Below are 22,217 nucleotides of genomic sequence, written 5' to 3'. Positions count from 1 at the left end.
GATTTTTGCGGGCAAATTTGATAGAGCTTATCAGACCCGCCCGCATTTTAAGCGCTATGAGCGCGGGATGGCGGCCTTGGTGAGTTTTGCAAATTTAACCCCTTTTAGTCCGCCCATTTTTTCTGAAAATTTCTCGATAGACCCCGCTTTGCCGCGCAGTATCAGAGTCTCTAGGCAGTTATCGTGATCCACGTGGACGTGAGTCGTGCAGGCGATATGCAGGTTCGCCTTGTGCTCGATGTCCATCATTTTCACGACGAGGTCGTTTTGGTGATGTAGATAAATGAGCGTCAAAACGCCGATAAGATCCTCATCCGCGTCCTTCCAGCTGTCATTTACTATTTTTTCTCTAATCAAATCGCGAGTAAATTCGCTTCTTGAAGCATAGCCCTGAGCGCCTATCTTGCTATCTAGCTCATCTAGGAGTTGTTTTGGCAACGATACGCTAAACCTGATGATGTTTTCCACTATCGCCTCCTTAAAGAAAATATTACATATTATACATCAGGAAACTTTAATTTATATTAATGTAAATACGATTTGACCGATAGCTATACTCGAATCATTGGAGGTAAAATTTCTATTTATGTAATAATTCTTACCTTTTTGCTTAAGAATTAAAATTACATTTTCAAGCAGGGCTTTATTTTGAAAAACGCCGCCGGCTAGCAAGACGTCGTTTGGCTGCGCGCAAGCCACGTCTGCTACAAGCTTTGCAAGCCCTTTTATAAAGCCCGTCGCAGCCGTTTTTGCATCGTCTTTTAAAGCTCTTTTAAAGGCCTCTTTAAAGCAAATTTTGTCACTTCTGATCTCAAACTCGTAGCAGGCGTCCAAATTTGCGTCAAAAAGCGCTTCTAGGCTCATCCCCGCCTCGCCCTCGTAGCTGATACTATCAAGTCCGAGGATCACCGCCGCAAACGCGTCAAATATGCGTCCAAGCGAGCTGGTTTTGACGCAGTTTATTTGCTTTTCGTGCAGGATTTTTAGATTTTTTAGCTTAGAGGGCTCAAATTTGGCCAAAAACGCCTCCGCCTCGCGCTCTAGATCATATTTTAAAATCGCGGCATAAGCTATCTGCCAGATATTTTTCACGCTAGCTTCGCCGCCGATCAGCAAAATTTCGTCAAATTTGCAAACTCGCTCGTACTCTTTGCCACGCACTTTTAGTATCTCTCCGCCCCAGATGCTCCCGTCCGCGCCGTATCCCGTACCGTCAAAGCAAAAGCCCAAATATTCGCGATTTGCGTCCAGATCGTTTTCTAAAATCACAGAAAGCAAATGCGCGTGATGATGCTGGATTTGCGTGATACTTGAGCCGAAATTCGCAGCGTACTCGCGCGCCCATTTTAGGTTTAAAAAATGCGGGTGCAAATCGGCTACGATTTTGTCAAATTTTAGCTCGTAAATCTCGCTAAAAAGATTGATTAGCGCGCAAAACCGCTCATAAGTCGTGACGTTTTTTAGATCGCCGATATATGGGCTTACCATCAGCTCGCCGTCCTTAAAGATCGCAAACTGATTTTTTAGCTCAGCTCCGACGGCTAGAACAGTCTTTTCGCTCTTAAATTTCGTGCGGATAAACTTAGGATGCACTCCGCGGCTAGTGCGGATAAAAACTGGCTCGCCGCCCGCTACAAACGCGATACTATCGTCGCTTGGCGAGTGTATCTCGCGGTCGTTATCTAGGTAAAAATCTATCACGCCGCCAAGCTTTTCTAGCAGGTCTTTTTCGTCGTAGATTATTGGCTCGCCAGAGACGTTGGCCGAGGTAGCGATGACGTCGCCCTCCAGGTACTCAAAAAGTAAAAGATGAACGCCCGTGTAGGGCAAAAATATGCCGATTTTATTTAGTCCCGGTGCTAAATTTGACGGAACCGGCGCGCCCGGCAAGCTTTGCAAGACAACGATAGGTTTTAAATTTGAACTTAAAAGCCGCTCTTCTTCGGGTGAAATTTGAGCGTATTTTTTAGCACGCGAAATATCCTTGCACATCACGGCAAATGGCTTTTTAGGCCGCTTTTTTCGCTCTCTTAAAAGCCCTACCGTATCCTCCTTTAAACGGCACATCAGATGAAATCCGCCAAGCCCTTTTACGGCTAAAATTTTACCCTCGTTTATGAGGCGCGCGGCCTGCTTCGCGCTTCCGTTATCTCGCGCTAAAACCCGCCCGAGTTTATCTTTTAAAGCAAGCCTTGGCCCGCAGTTTGGGCATGAGACGGGCTGGGCGTGATAGCGGCGATTTAGCGGATTTTTGTATTCGCCGCCGCAAAATTCGCACATCTTAAACGCATTCATCGTCGTGTTTGCGCGGTCGTAAGGCAGCGACTCGATAATAGAAAACCTCGGGCCGCAGTTGGTGCAGTTGATAAAAGGATAATGATACCTCGGGTCTGCAGGGTCGTAAAACTCGCGCTCGCAGTCTGCGCAAAGGGCAAAATCGGGCAAGATAGGCGCGTGCTTTTTAGCTGATTTTGAGGCGACTATCTTAAACTCGTCAAATTTCGCGCCCGCTAGCTCGGTTTTTCTCATCTCGTCGATGCGAGCGAGGCTTGGTAGCTCCTCATACAGCGCTTTTTCAAATTTTTCTATCTGCTCGCGTGGGCCGCAAAGCGTTAGTTTCACGCCCTCGTCGTCGTTGTAAATTTCGCCCGCAAGGCCGAATTTAAGGGCTAGATTATAAACAAAGGGGCGAAAACCAACACCTTGAACCAGGCCTGAAATTTCATATTTAAAACATCTCTTCAATCAAAAACTCTTTGCTAAATTTGGCGTTTAAGCCCGTTTTTAGATGCTTTAACGTCAAATTTGCAAGCGTTTTGTTTTCAAAAAGCGAGCCGCAAAGTAGAGCGTTTCGCACGCCAAAATCCTGCTTTAGCGAGTCTGAAAAATCGCTCAAAAAATACGCTAACGACTCGGCGTATCCGTAGCTAAGCAGCCTAGCATCGACGCCTGCGAGCCTAAAGCTCATGCCGCTTCTGGCAAATTTAACGACGTCAAAATGCGTTTTGTTTAGCATTTTAAAATCGAGCCTAGGCCCTTTTGCGCCGTTAAAATCGCTCGCGTTTTGCAGTAAAATCTCTCCCGCTTTTTGCGCATCGCTATCAAATCCAAGCAGCGCCCCAGCCATACAAAACAGCCCGAAAAAGCCGTTTTGTACGTTTAGCTCGCCGCGCGGCAGGCTAAAGCTTTCGCCGTATTTTTGAAGCAAACTCTTGCCACCCTCCTTGCGCCTCATCTGCGCGTAAAGCTCCTCAAAGCTTGCTGGCAAGGCGAAATTTAAGACGTTAAAATCATCAAATTTGGGGTAAATTTTAACTTCATCGTCTTTAAACCTGCTTAAAAATATCCTAGCTATCTCGCCGTCTGCGTCAAATTCTTTTTTTGTGAGGTTAAAAGCGGCTAGATTTTTATCCGTAGCGCCCTCTATCTGGCTCAAATTTGCGCTAGAATAATAAATCCTAGAGCCGCTAAAAATGTATCCGTTTTCAAGCACTACGGCCTTAAACGGCGGCTTTTGCGCCTTTAACACAATAAAATTTACGCCCGCTTTAAAAAGCTTGTCGCAAAGAGCGTAGATGAAAATATCTCTAGCCGCGCAGACGTCAAAAAATCTAGGAGAGCTTGGGTGATTGCCGCGGTAGATCGCCGTCGTTTTTAGCGTAACGGCGGGCTTTTCGTAGCTTGCTAGAGCAACCTGCTCGGCTTCGTTTGCGATAAAAATTTTAGGCAAATTTTTAAGATTCGTCGGCATTAAAAGATTAAAATTTGCGTTTAGTTCAGTGAAATTTAAAGCTTCAAATTCGCCGTTAATATCTTTAAATTTAACGCTTTCGCCAGCACTTAAATTTTTAAAAGCAAACTCTAAAAGCTCGCTAAAATTTGCCTTCGTCACGGGCGTAAATTTGCCGTCCGCAAAAACGCAAACGTCGCTAAAAACGCCGTTTTCGCACTCTTTTAGCTCGCCTTTTAGATAGGCGCTAACGACGCGCGGCGTGATGTTTGAGAGGGAGTTTATAGGCTCGCTTGCTTCGCCTTGGGGTAAATTTTCGCTCGCGTAGACCTTTGAGCCGCGCAAAAATACGCTGTGAGGAAGCGCGCTAGAGAGCATATCGGAAAACGCCAAAAGCTCCTCTTGCGAGCCTTCAGTATAAAGCGTCGTTAAGTCTAGCTCCTTTTTAATGCTAAATTTTAACCCGCTTTTTTGCGCGTAAAATTTAAGAAAAAACGCGAAATTTTCGCTCGCACCGTCAAACTCGTAAGCTAAAATCATATCGCGCCCTTTTTTGAAAACTCTAAAGCGATGTCTGAAACGCTAAAATTTGCGATCTTTTCGTAGCTAACCCCAAGACGCGAAAGCTCGTTTAAAAGCGTCTTTTCCATCAAATTTGCCCCCTCTTGCGCCTGCGCTGAGAGTTCAAAGCTCATAGGCTCGATGCGCTTTGGCACGATACCTAAAATTTTCGTCCGCGGCAAATCGCCCGCAAGCTCCATTAGCCGCAAGGTTTCTAGCATCTCGACCTCGTGCGCGGAGCCGTTCCACGAGACGGCGGGCGGCATCTGCTCATAACCGAAAAAATACACATCCCCCGTATCGCCGCCCTCGGCGCTTATGCAGTCAACAACTATCAAAACATCCGCCCAAGCGATAACGGGCGTGAGCGCCATAGCTAGAGTACCGCCGTCGATAAATTTTAGCTCCAAATTTGCGCCGTCCGCGTTAAATTTAAAGCCGCCGCGACGAGCGATATCGCCGCTTAAATTTGAGTTTGCGACGTCCAAATTTGACGCGTCAAATTTATCGTCCAAATTTAAAGCGGAGCCAAATTTAGCCGAGGATTTAGGGCTAAATTTATAGTTTCGCTCCATCATTTTGACAAAATGCACCCCAACTCCCTCGTCGCCAAACATCACGTTGCCGATACCAAGCACTAAAACGCGCATCAGTGCTCGTCTTTTACGTATTTGTAGCCGCTAATAATCGCGTCCATAGCTCCGTTTTTGCCTTTTACTGCGTTAAATACCGCCATATACACGTGAATGACTACAAAAACGATGATGACCCACATGCAAACGCGGTGTATCGTGCGGATGTTAGCTAGACCTCCCATGAGCTCCTCGCACTGCCTCATCGGCTCGTAAAGTAGCCCGCCAAGCCCCTCGTGATAGACGTGGACGTAGAGCACGAGGCCCGTTAGGCAGATCAGAAAAAGCACCAAATAAAAGAAAAAATACGACGCAAACTGAAGCGGGTTATAAACGCCCTTTATATGCGGGTGCGGACCTAAAAACAGGTAGTATTTTATCTGCGCTATCCAGACTTTGGGATTAAAAAAATCAACTACGCTCACGACCTCTTTGCGGCTGTATTTGTCAAATATAAATAGGTAGAGCTTGAAAATAAAGCACGCTATCAGGACAAATCCAGCGATCTGATGAGCCGCGCGCCACTTGGCGTTCATAAACAGCACGGGCTGGGTCGTGACCTCGGGACTAACGAAAACATACGATATATAGTATCCGCTCACAACCAAAAAGGTAATGGCAAAAAACCTGATCCAGTGCGTCGCTCTAAGCCCGATGGAAAATTCATACTCGCTTTTGCGGTCAAATTTATGCTCGCTCATAGCCGCTCCTTTCACAAATTCGGATTGATTTTGTATTCGCCCAGCTGCGTGCCGCGCGCATCCATCACGTGTACGGCACATGCGATACAAGGATCGTACGAATGTATCTTGCGTATGATCTCAAGCGGCTTGGTTAGATCGGCGATCTTTAGCCCGATGAGGCACTCCTCGTAGCTTCCGCGTACGTTTGCAGCGTCTTTTGGCGAGGCGTTCCACGTACTAGGCACGACTGCTTGCCAGTTAGTTATCACGCCGCCCTTTATGCGGCACCAGTGACTGAGCGCTCCGCGAGGGGCATTGCCTTGGAAATTTCCTTTATACTCTTTGTCGTTATCTATGACGTACTTTGCGCAGGTTTCTTGATCGGTTTTTAGATTTTCTACTAAGCTATTAAATGCAGTTAGTCCGTGATCGGCTACTAGCTTGGCCTCTAGCATCCTGGTTGCGGTTCTACCCAGAGTAGAAAATACCGCCTCGAGCGGAAGCCCCGTATCTTTTAAAAATTTATCGACGATTTTTACCACGCGCTCGTTGCCTTTGGCATAGTTTATCACGATGCTGGCTATCGGACCAACCTGCATAGGTTTGCCCTCATAGCGAGGAGCTTTGATCCAGCTATATTTGCCCTTTTCGTCAAAGACTTTAGTATCTACCTCTTTGCCGTGACCGTCTAGAGTTTTCATATCTTTTAGACCGGTATAGTTTGGCTCGGTCTGCCCGTCGTAAGGATGCAGCGGGGCCGGGTTTTTATACCATGCGCGAGTGGCTTCCTCGGTGATCTTATCGCCGTCTACTTCGTAAACCTTGCTGATATCGCCGTTTAGGATAGCTCCGCCTTGGATCAGATACTCGTTTCTACCGACTAAAAACTCGTCGTAAGCGAATAAATTTGACACGCCGACGTCCTTTAGTACGCTAGGCTCGCTGCCGTAGGCTTTAGCAGCCATGACGAGATCTGGATAATACGCCCTGTTAATAAAATCGGCCGTTTCTTGAAATTTGGTTAGATATTCGCCTAGTCTTGCAGGATCTAGCAAGTCCATGACGCAGGTCACGCCGCCCACGGTTAGGCTTTGGGGGTGCGGGTTTTTGGAGCCAAATATCGCCATCATCTGCGCTACCGTCCTTTGTATCCTTAGACACTCTAAATAGTGCGAAAGTACGATCAAATTTTGCTCAGGCGTAAATTTATAGGTCGGATGTCCCCAGTAGGCGTTGGCAAAAGGCCCTAAATTTCCTTTTTTTACGAAGGCTTCGACGCGCTCTTTTACCTCTTTTAGTTTATCTGCGCCGGCTGCGTAAGGAGTGTCGCAGTATTTAAACGCTTCGTCGCTAGCCTTGCGTACGTCCGCATTTAGAGCCGAAACCACGTCCGCCCAGTCAAGGCCGTGAAGCTGATAAAAATGCACCACGTGATCGTGCATATAAAGGGCGTTGTTCATCAGCGTACGCGTTAGCTGCGCGTTTAGCGGAGGCGTGATACCTAGAGCGTTCTCGACGGCCATGATGCCCGCACGGTAGTGCGAAAACGTACAAACTCCGCAAATCCTCTGCATGAAAAATCCCGCATCCCTCGGATCTCGCCCCTTTACGACCTGCTCTATGCCGCGCCAGAGCGTCGAGCCCGAGTAGGCCTCTTTAACTACGTTATTTTCATCTACGACGACCTCTATGCGCAGGTGGCCTTCTATTCTTGTTATCGGGTCTATTACTATTCTTTGCTCGCTCATTTTTACGCCTCCTCCTTGTCTTTAGCAAAAATGCTTATCGCGGCGTGCGCTGCTATACCGATGCCTGCGAGCGCCAGCACTCCGATGCCGATTTTATCGCTGACGTTATCGGCGCCTAGACCCAAAACCGTGTTAAACAGCCTATCTGCCATCGGCTCCTCAAAAGGCCCCATCGTATCCCAAAAATCAGGCTCCGAACAACCTATGCAGCCGTGACCCGCCTGCACCGGCCAGCTAGTATGCTGATTAAATCTCTCGCGCGAGCAGTTATTAAACGTATATGGGCCTTTGCAGCCGACTTTATAGAGACAGTAGCCGTTTTTCGCGCCCTCGTCGCCAAAGGTCTGCACGAACTCGCCCGCGTCAAAATGCCCTCTTCGCTCGCAAAGATCGTGAATCCTAAGTCCGTAAGCCCACTTTGGACGGTTAAATACGTCAAGTGCGGGCAAAGTACCGAAAAGTATGTAGTGAAGGACGTTGCCCACGATATTTTTCTCGCTAGGAGGACAGCCCGGGACGTTTATGACCGGTTTTGAAGCTACTTTTGATAGGCCTACGGAATTTGACGGATTTGGCTTTGCAGCTTGCACTCCGCCGAAGCTCGAACAGGTACCGATAGCAAATATCGCCGCGGCGTTTTCGCTCGCGTGCTTTGCGTGATGAAGGCCGCTAAGCCCCAAAGGACCGACCGTTAGATAGTTCTCCGTCTCGCCCGTAGGTATGCCGCCCTCGACTAGCAGGATGTATCTGTCTTTGTATTTTTCGATCGCGCTTTCTAGGTTTTCCTCGGCCTGCCAGCCTGCCGCAGCCATCACGGTTTCGTGATACTCGAGGCTGATGTAGTCAAAAATCAAGCTATCTATACTCGGCGCATCGGTGCGAAGCAAACTCTCGCTACATCCAGTGCACTCGGCCATGTGTAGCCATATCACGGGCAGTCTATCGCTAAGCTCGGCGGCTCTAGCTACGGTTGGCGCCATAGATGCAGGCAACGCCATAAACGCCGTCATCGCGCCCGCCCATTTCATAAAATCGCGCCTGCTAAATCCGCTTTTCTTTAAAGCTTCGCCGATTGAACCGCTTTTTAGAGTCGGAAGCGCGGCAAGCACGTTAAGCCTCTCGTTTATCCCAACTAGGACATCATCTCTCATGCTCTCTCCTTGGAGTGAAATTTGCATTTTGGCATGGTTTGATAAAAGAGTAAATTTGTCTTTAATTATTATCAAATAGCTTTAAATATTGAAATATTACAACTAAAATTTAAAATTCTATATTTAGCAAAAGAACTAGTTTTAATAATTAAGTATATTGTTATTTTAGTGATATTTTTGCAAAGAAAGCTCTAAAAATAATTAAAGTATAAAAAGATAAATTTAATAAAGTATTTTTACATTTTGATATTTTAAAACCAAAATCGCCCTATTTCTTAATTGGCTTAAAGGCTTTAAAATTTGAAATACAAATTTACGGCGTCAAAATTTACCCTGACCGCCTTGCATTTCTAAAATTCGCGCGCTTATTTGCATTATCTGCGCAAACACCGCTCCCTTTTGCGTTTCAAGCGAGGCCGCCATATCCTTTGCGTATGGATTTTTGCTCGCTTTTACCCGCTTGATCGCGGCTTCAAGCTCTTTTAGCCGTTTTTGTAGTTTTTCTAGCTGTTTTTTTAGGATATCTGCGCTGCTTTCGCCCTCGTTTGAGCCGCTAGGCAAATTTGACGCGCCGCGCAAGATATCGCCCCTATCGCTGCTTTGCAAATTTACGTTTTTTAAATTTGCCCCGCCTGCGACAGCCGAGCCGCTTTTACTTAAATTCATCAAATTTGAGTTTAAATTTATGTTTAGTTTTACATCCATCGCCGTACCTTTAAATTTAAAAGTATATCGGCAAATTTGAGTAAAACTTAAGGCGCAACCGTAAATTTCGCTCTTAAATTTATGGATTTTACTTAGGCTCGGCAAAATCGCCCAAATCTCACCGAGCCCAAAAAGCAAAGCGCCGAGTTTACTCCTTCGGCGAGATCATATCCTCAGGCACCACCCACGCGTCAAATTCCTCGGCGGTTAGTATGCCCGATTTTATCGCTTCCTCGCGCAGAGTCGTGCCGTTATGGTGCGCGGTTTTGGCGATCTTGGCGGCATTTGCGTAACCGATGTGCGGATTTAGCGCGGTTACGAGCATCAGGCTTTCGTGCAGCAGCTTATCGATTTTAGCCTCGTTTGCCGTGATACCGCAAGCGCAGTGTTTCTCAAAGCTATTCATCGCGTCGCTTAGCAGGCGGATGCTTTGGATGAGGTTGTACGTAAGCACCGGCTTAAAGACGTTTAGCTCGAAGTTTCCCTGGCTTGCGGCGACGGAAATCGCGACGTGGTTGCCCATCACCTGCGCGGCGACCATCGTGACGGCTTCGCACTGCGTCGGATTTACCTTGCCCGGCATTATCGAGCTTCCAGGCTCATTTTCGGGGATGTTTATCTCGCCGATGCCGCATCTTGGCCCGCTTGCCAGCCAGCGCACGTCGTTTGCGATCTTCATCAAATTTGCCGCCAGGCCGTTTAGCGCGCCGCTTAAAAACACCTCGGCGTCGTGGCTGGTTAGGCCGTGGAATTTATTCGGATGGGATTTAAATTTAAATGCCGTGCCCGTTAGCGCGTTTAGCTCGTCGCTTACCATCTCGCTAAATTTCGGGTGCGAGTTTAGCCCCGTGCCTACCGCGGTGCCGCCGATAGCAAGCTCCTCTAAAAACGGCATGGTAGCTAGGATCTGCGCCTTGCTAGCCTTTAGCATATGCGCGTAGCCGCTAAATTCTTGTCCGAGCGTGAGCGGCGTGGCGTCTTGCAGGTGGGTGCGGCCGATCTTTACGATCCCCGCAAACTCGGCGGTCTTTTTATCCAGCGTTGCTTCAAGCTTTTCTATCGCCGGCAGCAGCTTTTTTTGAAGCTCCAGCACAAAGGTTATTCGCATCGCCGTAGGATAGGTGTCGTTTGAGCTCTGACCTTTATTTACGTGATCGTTTGGATGCACGAATTTTGCGTCTTTGGCGTCCAGCGCCGCCTTATCGCGGAAATTTAACCCCAAAATCTCCATCGCGCGGTTTGAAACGACCTCGTTTAAATTCATATTCGACTGCGTGCCTGAGCCCGTCTGCCACACGACTAGAGGGAAATTTCCGTCCAGCTTGCCGTTTAAAATTTCATCGCACGCCTGCGCGATCGCCTCGGTGCGAGGCTCGTCTAGGCGACCCAGCTTGCGATTAACCAGCGCGCACGCCTTTTTTAGATAGGCAAAGCCCTCTATGACCTCTCGCGGCATCGTCTCCAGCCCCACTCCGATCTCGAAATTTTCACGGCTGCGCTGCGTCTGCGCTCCCCAATACTTGTCATTCGGAACCTTTACCTCGCCCATCGTGTCTTTTTCTATTCTATATTCCATGCCTTTATCTCCTTTGCTTAGATTAGTATTTGAAATTATATATCAATTATCATAAATTTAATCTTTCGAGATTTTACGCGCAAATTCGATATAATCGCGAAATGAAAAGAGTTTTAGCTAAATTTATCAAATACTTCGCCGCAGTCGCCCTGATTTGCTTCGTAGCTTTTTTGGCGCTTGACTTTGCCTATCCGCTTGACACGAAAGCGCTAAAGCGGGAAAATTCGCTCATACTTTTTGATAAAAACGGCCAAATCATAGCCCTTCGACCTAGTAGCGACGAAATTTGGAGATTTGAGGCTAAAGACGTCCCGCAGACACTAAAAGATAGCGTCATTTTGTTTGAGGATAAATTTTTCTACTACCACATCGGCGTAAATCCATTTGCCATGATCCGCGCTGCCGCGCATAATCTCACGCACTCTAACCGCATCGGCGCATCCACGATCACGATGCAAGTCGCGCGTATGATGAAGCGAGATGAACGCACCTACGCGAATAAATTTAAAGAAATCTTTACCGCGCTTCAGCTTGAGTGGCATTACAGCAAGGACGAAATTTTAGATTTTTACTTTAACCTCGCTCCATACGGCGGAAATATCGAGGGTGCGGCGGCTGCGGCTAGGTTTTACTTCGGCAAAGACTTGAGCGAGCTTAGTATCGCCGAATGCGCGCTTTTAAGCACGATCCCAAAAAACCCCAACGCCAACCGCCTAGATAAAAAATCAAATATCAACGCGCTAAAAAACCGCGTCGCAAAGTTACTTTATAAAGCAGGCGTAATAGATCAAAGCGCATTCCAAAGAGCGCAAAGAGAGCCTTTTAAAAACAAACGCTACGATGCCGTTTATAAGGCCAGGCACTACGCCGCGCAAGCTCTAAAAAACGACGTTACGCACTCGAATTTAGATCTAAATTTGCAAATTTTACTCGAAAACGCGATAAAAAATACCGCAGCCTCGCTAAAATCAAAAGACGCAAATAACGCCGCCGGGATAATCATCGACAACAAAAATATGAGCGTAGCGGCATACGTGGGCTCGCACGACTGGCGCGCTGCGCAGGGGCAAAACGACGGCGTAACGATGAGTAGAAACGTGGGCTCTACGCTAAAGCCGTTTATATTTTCGCTAGGACTCGACGAGGGTTTCATCACGCCAAAAAGCCAGATGATAGATACGGAAATTTTCCTCGGAGAGTACGCGCCCAAAAACTACGACAGTAGGTTTTTCGGCATCATCTCGGCGACCGAGGCGCTAGCGCTCAGTCTAAATATTCCCGCCGTTAGCCTAAACAACAAGCTTGGAGAAAATTCGCTCTACGAGCTGCTTTCGCGCGTGCATTTGGTGAGCCGTCCAAAGGAATTTTACGCAGATAGTATCGCGCTTGGAAGCGCGGAAATGAGTTTGCTAAGCTTAGCCCACCTCTACACGATCTACGCAAACGGCGGCGAGCTAAAGCCTCTTGAAGTCGCAGGCAAGACGCTACCGGGCTACGGACGGCTAATCACCCCGCAAAGCGCGTATCTAACCTCAAAGATGCTCTCCTCCGCCTCCCGCAGTTATCTTGGCGTCGCGTGGCAATACGCCGAAAATACGCCGCAAATCGCCTTTAAAACCGGCACCAGCTACGGCTCTCGCGATATCTATACGATAGGCGTAAATAGCGACTACACGGTTGCGGTGTGGTTTGGCAACTTTAATGGCAAAAAGACGCAAAATTTAAGCGGATTTAGCGACGCCTCGCGCGCAGTTTTTGACGTATTTAAGCTGTTGGCTCAAAAGCAAAAATTATCTTTCATGAGCGCTCCAAGCGGCATAGAGAGCAAAAAAACCTGCCTTGACGCGTTTAAATTTAAAGAGTGCAAAGACGAGGAAGACGACTGGCTGGTAGAGGGCGTAGAGCTAAAAGACGTTTGCGAGAGTATCAGGAGCGAAGAGGTCGGGTTTTTACTCAAAAACGGCGCTATAACGCAATCAGACATCAAAGATAGTCCTTGTTATTATAAATTTAAAAGCTATAAACCACTCGTTGCTATGCCGACGAATAATCAAATTTTGCTAAGCGATGAGAATTTAACTAAAGTTATGCTAAAATGCTACGCTTATATCGGCGACGAGATATACCTCAAGATAGACGAAAACGAGTGGAAAAAAGTAAAAAACGCTAGCGAAAATACGTTAAATTTAACGCAAGGCAAACACAAGCTCGGATGTCTGGATGAAAACTCGAATTTAAGCGAAATAAACATGGAAATAAGGAGATTTTAATGAACTATAAACTCATGGGCTTAAGCCTAAGTTGCGTTTTGGCGGCAAATTTAAGCGCCTTTACGCTTGAGGGCGGAAGCAAAATTTTAGAAGGAGGTGCGGTAAGCCTAGGCGTAGAATACGCGCAAAAAGACGAGTCTTTAATCGGCAAAGTAACGCACAAAAAGATAATCGAGTGTTCGCCCGAAATCAGCGGCGCATTTGAATACGGCTCGGACTCCATCTTGTTTTATCCAAAAAAACCGCTGGCAAAGGGCGTAAGCTACTCGTGCAAAAAAGGCGAAAGCAAGGTTAAAATTTACGGTGGAGATTTTGAGCTCTCGGGCATAACCCAGTACACCAAAGATACCTTTTTAGCGGTATTTAACGACGAGGTTAGCGAGGAAGAATTTACGGCGAATTTTAAAATTTATGATAAGCAAAATTTGGCCAAGCAAAACATCAAATACAAAATCGTAGCCAAAACTCCTAAAAGCTTTCAAATAAAGCTACTTGAAAAAGGCGAAAATTTGGTATTTGCCGTCTCGAAAAATCTAAAAAGCAAGGCCGGCGCAAACCTAAACGACGACTACGAGGCGACTAACGAGCCTGAAGAACAAGAAAAATTCGTCGATAACGATAGAGCTAAAACTATGTATTTAGACGACGTCAAAGCCGTTAGCCTAGAGGGCGGCAAGCTAGGCATTAGGATATTTTTAAACGACTGGCTCGATACTTACAACCTAAATAAATACGTAAAAATAGACGGTATAAAAAATCTACAAGTAGGCGAACTGGAATACACCGATAACAGTGATACGAAATACTACCGCTACGTCGATATAACCAGCGACGAACTAAAGCCTCAAACCGAGTACAAAGTCACGCTAAAAAAAGGCTTCGGCGATGAGGATAGAATTTTGCGAGAAGATGCGGAGTTTAGCGTCAAAACCGGCGATTATAAGCCGTTTTTGGAATTTACCGATAAAGGCTCTTATTTATCTAGCGCCGGTGAAATCGGCGTAAAAGGCGTAAATTTAAATACCGCTAAAGTCGTCGTAGAAAAGCTAAAAGAGCCGAATTTAAGATACTTTTTAAATTTTACCCAAACTCCGCTTGATGACTACGTAGAAGAAGTCGCAAGCAGAAACTACGACCTAGGCGGCGCTCAAAACGAGATGCAAAAATACAAAATAAAGCTTGATTTTGCCGAGGGCGGAGATGGAGTTTATCTAGTCACGATCTACTACGATAAAGATAAAAGCGCCAAAAAAGCCGTCTATCTAACCGACATCGGCCTAAGCGCGAAAATTTCAAAAGACGAGGTGTTTTTATTTGCCAACCGCCTAAGTAAAAACGAAGTCGTCGCAAACGCGGACGTTAAAATTTACTCTGCCAAAAATAGCCTCATCGCAAGCGGTATCACAAACGACGAAGGCGTGTTTAAATTTAATAAAAAAGACATCGGCAAAGACGTAGCAAGCGCGGTCGTAACGCTAGGCAAGGAGCAAAGCTTCATCGCTCTATCGCAAAACAAACGCCTAAACGAGGAGTCGAATTTAGACGTTCAAGATAGAAGCGAAATTTACGACGCTTATTTGCATTTTGCCAGCGATATCATCCGCCCGCAGGAAAATATAAAAGGCGAGATTATCATCAAAAACGCGCTGTTTAAAGGGCTAGCAAATATGCCAGTTAAGCTAAAAATCAAAGATCCGCAAAATAAAACGATCCTAGATAAAAGCGTAAATACGACCGAGCTTGGCGTCATAAATTTCGACGAGCCGGTAAACTCGGGGCTAACGGGTTCGTTTAGGCTTGAGATAATCTTTGCTAACAAGCTCATAGATAGCTACGACTTTTCCGTAGAGTCTTTTACTCCGCAACGCATCAAAAACGAGGTTAATCTCGAAAAAGAAATTTACGCTCTAGGCGACGTTATGGACGTTAAATTGCAAAGCGCGTATCTTTTCGGCGGCGCGGCGGCAAATCTAAAAGGCGACGTAACGATAAATCTATATCAACAAGACTACAAAAACGATAAATTTAAAGAGTATAAATTTAGCAACGACGAATACGCCGCAAACGGCCTAGACCAAAGCGTCAAGCAAGTAGAACTAGACGATGAGGGCAAGGGCGAAACCTTGTTTAAGCTGGAAAATAAATCCAAAATCGCAAGCGTTTTAAAAGGTACGGCGGTCTTTAACATAAACGACGACGGCAAAAACGTAAGCGCTAGCAAGAACTTTAACGTTTATCCGTTTGACGCGATGGTGGGAGTAAAAGCAAACGATACCTACATCGACTCAAACTCTAAACTAACGCTAAATTTGGTAAGTATCGATCCGTTTAAGGACGAGGAGATAAAAGACAGGCAAAAAGCTATCGAGATAAAAAAAGAAATCTGGGACTACAACTACGATAAAGACGGCTATCTAAGATGGCACAGCCGCTACGAAAAGGTCTTTAGCGATACTCTTAGCGGAAACGAGTTCGTCTACGACTTTAAGCAAAGCGGCGATTACGTCGTTACGGTTTCAGACATCCTTAGCGGGCATTCGACAAATTTAAACATTTACGTCAGCGGCTGGGATTACGGCGAGACGCTACAGCCGACAAAAGAGCTGGCAAAAGCCAAAATCAAGCTAAACAAAAAAATCTATAAAAAAGGCGACGAGCTAATAGCAGACGTAAGCTCCGTACTAAAAAGCGGTATCGCTATCGTGACGCTAGAATCGGGCGACGTCAAAAAGTATAAAGTCGTAAATGTCCAAAACAACGTCGCAAGCGCTAAATTTAACCTTGATTTCGACTTTGAGGGGCTTTACGTCACGGCCTCGGTCGTGCGCGTAGCGGACAACGATACTCTGCCTTTTAGAACCTACGATAAAATCTACGTAAAGGCCGATAAATCCTACCGCAGTGCAAATACGCTCATAGAAGCGCCAAAAACCGTAAGGTCAAACTCTAAATTTAAAGCTAGCGTAAAAACCGAGCCAAATGCCGAGGTTACGATATTTGCCGTCGATGAGGGCGTACTGCAAATCACCAATCAAAAGCTAAAAAGCCCGCTGGAGTTTTTCGATATGATTTTAAACGACGGAGTGCTTGATTACGACTTTTACGCAAATTTAAGCGGATTTAAAAAAGACGGCAAGGTGCTAAGCTTCGGCGGCGACGCTGCGGCTGCTCTTTTAGAGATGAGGATGGCTAAATTTGCTAGCCCGGTAGATAAGAAAAATATACAAACCTATATCAAAATGCAAACGGCAAAAGCCGGTGCCGACGGCGTAGCGAATTTCGAGATAGAAGTGCCTAGCGACTTTAACTCCGAGATAAATTTAGCCGCGCTTAGCGTCGCCGGCGACAAACTCGGCTTTAGCGTAAATGCCGTAAAGGTAAAAGACGACGTCATCCTAAAACCGACTCAAACGGCGTATCTTATCGAGGGCGATAAGATAAACTACTCGCTAAGAGTGATAAACACGACTAAAGAGCCAAAAAAGGTAGCCTTGAGCCTAGATACCAACCTAAATGCGAAACTAGGCGTAGATAGTATCGAGCTAAAACCCGAGGAAAACGCTAAGCTAAATTTCACGGTCGATGCTAACGCTACGGGCAAAGCGTATATAAATTTCACCGCAAACGACGGCAAAGAGGGCTACTCCTACTCGCAAAAACTAGACGTCATACACGCCTATCCGCTAAGCACTTATGCTAAGACGTTTTACGCGAGCGAGAAAAAGACCTTTAAACTGGACGAAGAGTTAAACGATATCACGATAGACGCTTCAAGCTCTATCAAAGGCGTGCTAAGCGCAAACAGCGATAAACTCGTAAATTACCCTTACGGATGCGCCGAACAGCGCTCTAGTAAGCTTTTTGAGCTAAATTTCCTAGTGCTTGGAGGCGGCGACTCTAAAGAGGCTAAAGCAAGAGAAGCCGACAGAAAAAGATTCGTCCTTTCAGGCATGCAAGACGTAATCAAAATGCAAAAAACAGACGGCAGTATCGGCTACTGGAATCAGCTAAGCTATACGAACAACTTCGCCTCCGTCTACGCTATAGATATGCTACTAACGCTTGAAAAATCAGGCTTTGCGCTAGATAGCGGAGTAAAAAGCAAGGCTCTTGGCTGGCTTAGGGATTTCGATCCGGTGAATAATTTCCAAGCGCTATACGCCGCATACATCCTAAGTACGCAAGGCAAGCTAGATAGATCAAAACTAAACGCGCTTTACGATCAAAAACGATACGAAGGCGGCGCGCTAGAGGGTTACTTGATGGCGGCCACGCTTAAAAACGAAGGACTAAACGAAGAGAGCAAGAAAGTGCTAAAAGGAGTCGGCAATAATTTCTTTAACGAGCAATCAGACGATCCTTCGGATTTTGGCTCAAGCGTGAGAAATAAAGCCTTTATCCTGCTTCTTCACGCTAATCACTTCGAAAAGAACGAATTTAGCGACTCTTTAGCCGACTTTTTGATAAAAAACGTAGACAAGCTTTACTCCACGCAGGAGCGCGCGTTTACGCTAAGAGCGCTAAGAGCCTATATCAAGGACGTCTCAAGCGAGAATAAATTTAAGCTAATAGCAGACGGCCGCGAGCTAGACTTTAGCGGCAGAGGCGCTATCAACGTCACTCCGAAAAAGCCTGAAATCACCATCGTGCCGGAGGGTAACGCTAGCGTGTATCTAGGCGTTAGCGCATCAGGCTATAAAAAGCTAGCCGTAAATCATAAATTTGACAAAAGAGGACTTGATATCTACAGAACTTTCGTCGATAAAGACGGCAAAGAGATAGATATTAATGCGCTTAAAGTAAACGACGTCATCTACTCTAAACTTACGCTAAGAACGGATAAATTTATCAGAAACGGCGTGATAAACGAGACGATTAGCCCTTGCTTTGAGGTGATAAACGAAAACATCGTACCAAATGCAAGAACGGAGGATACGAAAAGCTCTTTAACGCTCGAGCACCAAAACATCGAGGACGATAGGGTTTTGAGCTTTTACAGTCTTTACCGTAAAGACGATAAAAATACGCTTTATACGCCTCTTCGCGTCGTTATGAGCGGTAAATGCATGCTACCTGCGGTCATCACGGAAAACATGTACGACGAGAGCATGAGCGACTACGATCTAGCTCAGCACGAATTTATCGTCAAATAATCCTTTGCGAAGCGGTTTTTTAGCCGCTTCGCTTTCTTTGCCTATTCTTAAAAACAACCTATTTTAAACATACTATTAGCAAATTTGTAGTAAAATCCGACATTTTTTAAACGATTATTAAGGATAAAATATGGCGGAATTTTACGACGCAAAAGAGATAGAAGATAAATTTTATAAAATTTGGGAAGAGCGCGGATATTTCGAGATAGACGCGAACAAAAACATCCGCAAAGACGGCCGTAAATTTTGCATCATGATGCCGCCCCCAAACGTAACGGGCTCGCTTCATATCGGGCACGCGCTAACCTTTACCCTGCAAGACATAATGACGCGCTACAAAAGAATGGACGGCTACAAAACGCTGTGGCAGCCGGGCCTTGATCATGCAGGTATCGCCACGCAAAACGTCGTTGAAAAGCAGCTGCTAAATCAAGGCATCAAAAAAGAAGAGCTTGGACGCGAAAATTTCGTCCAAAAAGTCTGGGAATGGAAAGAAAAAAGCGGCGGTATGATTGTGCATCAGATGCGCAAACTAGGCATCTCGCCTGCATGGTCGCGCCAAAGATTTACGATGGATGAAGGGCTAAGAAAAGCGGTCAAAAAAGCCTTCGTAAATCTCTACGAAAAAGGGCTCATCGTACGCGAAAACTACATGATAAACTGGTGTACGCACGACGGCGCGCTTTCTGACATCGAGGTCGAGCATAAGGAAAACAAAGGCAAGCTTTATCATTTGAGATATTATTTTGCGGATAAGCCAAGCGAATTTGTCGTTGTAGCAACCACCAGACCTGAGACCTACTTCGGCGACACTGCCGTCATGGCAAATCCAAACGACGAACGCTATAAAAATTTGATCGGCAAAAAAGTCGTCCTGCCGATAATCGGTCGCGAGATCGAGATCATCGCCGACGAACATGTCGATATGGAGTTTGGTACAGGCCTGGTTAAAGTTACTCCCGCGCACGATACTAACGACTACGAGGTCGGCAAAAGACACGATCTAAAATTTATCACCGTTTTTGACGAAAAAGGCATACTAAACGAGCAGTGTGCGCAGTTTAAAGGGCTTGAGCGACTAGAGGCTAGAGACGTCATCGTCTCAGAACTAGAAAAGCTCGGAAACGTCGAGAAAATCGAAGACTACGAAAATCAAGTCGGCTACTGCTACCGCTGCAAAAACGTCGTCGAGCCATACATCTCAAAACAGTGGTTCGTCAAAAAACAGATCGCAGACGACGCGATCGCAAAGGTCGGCGAAGGCTTAGCTAAATTTTACCCGGCTCACTGGATAAACAGCTTTAACGCCTGGATGCGCGAGCTTCGCGACTGGTGTATCTCGCGCCAGCTATGGTGGGGACATCAGATCCCGGTATTTTACTGTGATAAGTGCGGACACGAGTGGGCGGACGAAGGCGATCCGACGCAGTGTCCAAAATGCAAAAGCGCAAATTTCCATCAAGACCCGGACGTACTTGATACCTGGTTTAGCTCGGGACTTTGGCCGTTTAGTACGCTTGGCTGGGGCAACGGCGAGGAGCTAAAAAACGAGAAATGGTTTGACGGCGATTTGGCCGAATTTTACCCAAACAACCTGCTTATCACGGGCTTTGATATCTTGTTTTTCTGGGTGGCCAGAATGATGTTTCAGGGCGAAAACGCGCTAGGCAAGCTGCCGTTTGACGACATCTATCTGCACGCTTTGGTTAAAGACGAGCAAGGCAGAAAGATGAGCAAAAGTCTAGGCAACGTCATCGACCCGCTCGTTAGCATAGACGAATACAGCGCCGACGTCCTACGCTTTACGCTTGCGCTGCTAGCCGTACAGGGGCGCGACATAAAGCTAAGCGACGAAAAGATGAAGCTCGTGCGAAATTTTACGAACAAGCTTTACAACGCGAGCAAATATCTACTGCTAAACGAGTCTAAATTTGCAAATTTAAGCGACGCCAAAATCGAAACAAAACTCGGTAAATACATGCTAAGCCGCTTTAACGAGTGCGTGCGCGAAGTGCGAGAGAACATCGACGCCTACCGCTTTAACGACGCGGCAAATGCGATTTATAAATTTTTATGGGACGAGTTTTGCGACTGGGGCATCGAGCTTAGCAAAGCCGATAAAGGCAGCGTAAGGGAGCTTGGAGCGATATTTAAAGAGGCGATGAGGCTACTTAGTCCGTTTATGCCGTTTATCTCCGAATACCTTTTCCACGAGCTTAGCGGCTCAAATTTAGAAAGCGCAAGCTCAATCATGATAGAGGAGTATCCGCAGGCTAATGAGCGCGACTTGCAGATAGAAAAGACCTTTGAGCTGGTGATCGAAGCCATAGTGGCTATACGCCGCGCAAAGGCGACTATCGAGCAAGGCAACTCAAAAATCCCAAAAGCTTTCATCAAGCTAAACGGAAGCGAAAATTTGACCGAGGCGACAAACTATATCGCGCTGCTAGCTAAATGCGAACAGATCGAGTTTTGCGACGCTAAAATAGAAAACGCAGCGCGCGACGTGAGCGAAAATTTAGAGGCGTTCGTGCCGCTTGAAGGCGTGGATATGAGTGCTGTGATCATGCGACTGCGGTCGCAAAAAACCAAACTAGAAAAAGAGATAGCAAAGCTATCAAGTATGCTAAATAACGAGAAATTCGTAGCCTCCGCTCCGCAAGCCGTGGTTGAAGCCAACCGCGAAGGGTTGCAAAGCGCGCAGGAAAAATTCGCCAAAGTATGCGACGAGCTAAAGGCGTTTGGCGAGTAGTCCGCTCGTTTGAACCTAAATTTTAAATCAAGGAGAAAAAATGAAAGGCAGTATCGGTGGATTTACGCTAGGCACGGTCATAGCCGTCGCGCTATCGTGGGGAGCTAATAAAAGCATATTGTGGGCGATAATTCACGGATTTTTAAGTTGGATATACGTAATTTATTATTTGCTGATGAAGTGAAATTTAATCAGCGGCGCGTCGTTTTACGCGCTAAATTTTAAAATTTATCAAGGATAAAAAATGAACGAAAAAATAAAAATAGCGGTTTTGGGATATGGAAATTTAGGTCGCGGCGTAGAGCTTGCCGCAAGGAATAGCAAGGATTTAGAGCTTTCAGCAGTTTTTAGCCGCAGAAATCCAAACGAAGTAAAAACATGCGGCGCGCCGGTGTTTAGCGTGGATGAAATTTTATCGCACAAGGATAAATTTGACGTTTTGGTGCTTTGCGGCGGTAGCGCGACGGATCTGCCGACGCAGACGCCTGAGTTTGCGCTAAATTTCAATGTCGTCGATAGCTTCGATACGCACGCGAAAATCCCTGAGCACTTCGCAGCCGTAGACGCCGCAGCCAAAGCGGGCGGAAAAGTTGGCATCATCGCCGTTGGCTGGGATCCGGGACTGTTTTCGCTAAATAGACTGTTCGGCGAGAGCGTGCTGGAAAACGGCAGTAGTTATACGTTTTGGGGCAAAGGCGTGAGTCAAGGCCACTCCGACGCTATCCGCAGGATAGAGGGCGTCGTGGACGCGCGCCAATACACCGTGCCGATAGAAAGCGCTCTTGAGCGAGTTCGCGCGGGTGAAAACCCAAAACTTAGCACGCGCGAAAAACATCTGCGCGAGTGCTACGTCGTAGCCGAAGAGGGTGCCGATAAAGCGCGCATAGAAAAAGAGATAAAAACGATGCCAAACTACTTCGCCGACTACGACACGAGCGTGCATTTTATAGATCTTGCAACGCTAAAAAAAGAGCACGGCGGCATCCCTCACGGAGGCTTCGTCCTGCGAAGCGGCGCGACGGGCGAGCATGGCGAAAATAAACACTTGATCGAGTTTTCGCTCAAGCTTGACTCAAATCCGGAATTTACCGCAAGCGTGCTCGTAGCCTACGCCCGAGCGGCGTATCGCTTGGCGCAAAAAGGCGAGTGCGGCGCGTTTAGCGTGTTTGACATCGCTCCGGCACTTCTTTCGCCAAAGAGCACAGACGAGCTAAGGCGCGAAATTTTATAAATTTTAGTAGCGCTTCGGCGGAATT

The 22,217-nt window shown here is 46.5% G+C and carries 14 protein-coding genes; 5 read left to right on the top strand and 9 right to left on the bottom strand.

Features of this window, described 5'->3' with window-relative positions; translation table 11 throughout:
• Positions 1 to 54: 54 nt before the first annotated feature.
• From nikR to fumC, 9 genes are all read right to left on the bottom strand, one after another.
• On the bottom strand, positions 55 to 468 hold the full coding sequence (gene nikR, locus QZ157_RS00265) for a nickel-responsive transcriptional regulator NikR (protein WP_295140253.1): 414 nt from the start codon (positions 466 to 468) through the stop codon (positions 55 to 57).
• Between the two features lie 51 nt (positions 469 to 519).
• The gene (hypF, locus tag QZ157_RS00260; RefSeq protein WP_295140251.1) at positions 520 to 2,745 is read right to left on the bottom strand and encodes a carbamoyltransferase HypF; all 2,226 of its coding nucleotides are present in this window, start codon (positions 2,743 to 2,745) and stop codon (positions 520 to 522) included.
• On the bottom strand, positions 2,729 to 4,270 hold the full coding sequence (locus QZ157_RS00255; RefSeq protein ID WP_295140248.1) for a hypothetical protein: 1,542 nt from the start codon (positions 4,268 to 4,270) through the stop codon (positions 2,729 to 2,731). Before QZ157_RS00255 ends, hypF begins: the two co-directional genes overlap by 17 nt.
• Positions 4,267 to 4,941 (bottom strand): HyaD/HybD family hydrogenase maturation endopeptidase, encoded by a 675-nt coding sequence (locus tag QZ157_RS00250; RefSeq protein ID WP_295140246.1) that lies wholly within the window; start codon positions 4,939 to 4,941, stop codon positions 4,267 to 4,269. Before QZ157_RS00250 ends, QZ157_RS00255 begins: the two co-directional genes overlap by 4 nt.
• Positions 4,941 to 5,624: a Ni/Fe-hydrogenase, b-type cytochrome subunit gene (cybH, locus tag QZ157_RS00245; protein WP_295140243.1), complete on the bottom strand. Its 684-nt coding sequence runs from the start codon at positions 5,622 to 5,624 to the stop codon at positions 4,941 to 4,943. The genes QZ157_RS00250 and cybH overlap by 1 nt, the downstream gene beginning before the upstream one ends.
• 11 nt (positions 5,625 to 5,635) lie before the next feature.
• The gene (locus QZ157_RS00240) at positions 5,636 to 7,354 is read right to left on the bottom strand and encodes a nickel-dependent hydrogenase large subunit (RefSeq protein ID WP_295140241.1); all 1,719 of its coding nucleotides are present in this window, start codon (positions 7,352 to 7,354) and stop codon (positions 5,636 to 5,638) included.
• A gap of 2 nt (positions 7,355 to 7,356) precedes the next feature.
• Positions 7,357 to 8,505 carry a hydrogenase small subunit gene (locus QZ157_RS00235; RefSeq protein ID WP_295140239.1) on the bottom strand — a complete coding sequence of 383 codons (1,149 nt, stop codon included), beginning with the start codon at positions 8,503 to 8,505 and terminating at the stop codon, positions 7,357 to 7,359.
• A gap of 321 nt (positions 8,506 to 8,826) precedes the next feature.
• The gene (locus QZ157_RS00230; protein WP_295140237.1) at positions 8,827 to 9,348 is read right to left on the bottom strand and encodes a hypothetical protein; all 522 of its coding nucleotides are present in this window, start codon (positions 9,346 to 9,348) and stop codon (positions 8,827 to 8,829) included.
• A gap of 10 nt (positions 9,349 to 9,358) precedes the next feature.
• Positions 9,359 to 10,786, bottom strand: coding sequence for a class II fumarate hydratase (fumC, locus tag QZ157_RS00225; RefSeq protein WP_295140234.1), 1,428 nt, complete (start codon positions 10,784 to 10,786; stop codon positions 9,359 to 9,361).
• Positions 10,787 to 10,887: 101 nt separating this feature from the next.
• On the opposite strand from fumC, the gene pbpC reads away from it, so the two are divergent.
• The 5 genes from pbpC to QZ157_RS00200 all read left to right on the top strand — a co-directional run bounded on the left by pbpC (position 10,888) and on the right by QZ157_RS00200 (position 22,192).
• Positions 10,888 to 13,056 (top strand): penicillin-binding protein 1C, encoded by a 2,169-nt coding sequence (gene pbpC, locus QZ157_RS00220; protein ID WP_295140231.1) that lies wholly within the window; start codon positions 10,888 to 10,890, stop codon positions 13,054 to 13,056.
• Positions 13,056 to 18,209, top strand: a complete 5,154-nt coding sequence (locus tag QZ157_RS00215; protein ID WP_295140229.1) for a FixG Ig-like domain-containing protein — start codon at positions 13,056 to 13,058, stop codon at positions 18,207 to 18,209. The genes pbpC and QZ157_RS00215 overlap by 1 nt, the downstream gene beginning before the upstream one ends.
• A 130-nt stretch (positions 18,210 to 18,339) precedes the next feature.
• Positions 18,340 to 20,961, top strand: coding sequence for a valine--tRNA ligase (locus QZ157_RS00210; RefSeq protein ID WP_295140226.1), 2,622 nt, complete (start codon positions 18,340 to 18,342; stop codon positions 20,959 to 20,961).
• 40 nt (positions 20,962 to 21,001) lie between these two features.
• Entirely contained in the window at positions 21,002 to 21,145 is a 144-nt protein-coding gene (locus QZ157_RS00205) for a hypothetical protein (RefSeq protein WP_002952601.1), read from the top strand.
• A gap of 60 nt (positions 21,146 to 21,205) precedes the next feature.
• Entirely contained in the window at positions 21,206 to 22,192 is a 987-nt protein-coding gene (locus tag QZ157_RS00200) for a diaminopimelate dehydrogenase (RefSeq protein ID WP_295140221.1), read from the top strand.
• Positions 22,193 to 22,217: the final 25 nt, after the last annotated feature.

The sequence above is a fragment of the uncultured Campylobacter sp. genome (assembly GCF_905372745.1).
In the GTDB taxonomy this organism is placed as follows: domain Bacteria; phylum Campylobacterota; class Campylobacteria; order Campylobacterales; family Campylobacteraceae; genus Campylobacter_A.
The sequence above is the reverse complement of the archived record's forward strand: the minus strand, read 5'-3'. Positions and strand labels throughout refer to the sequence as shown.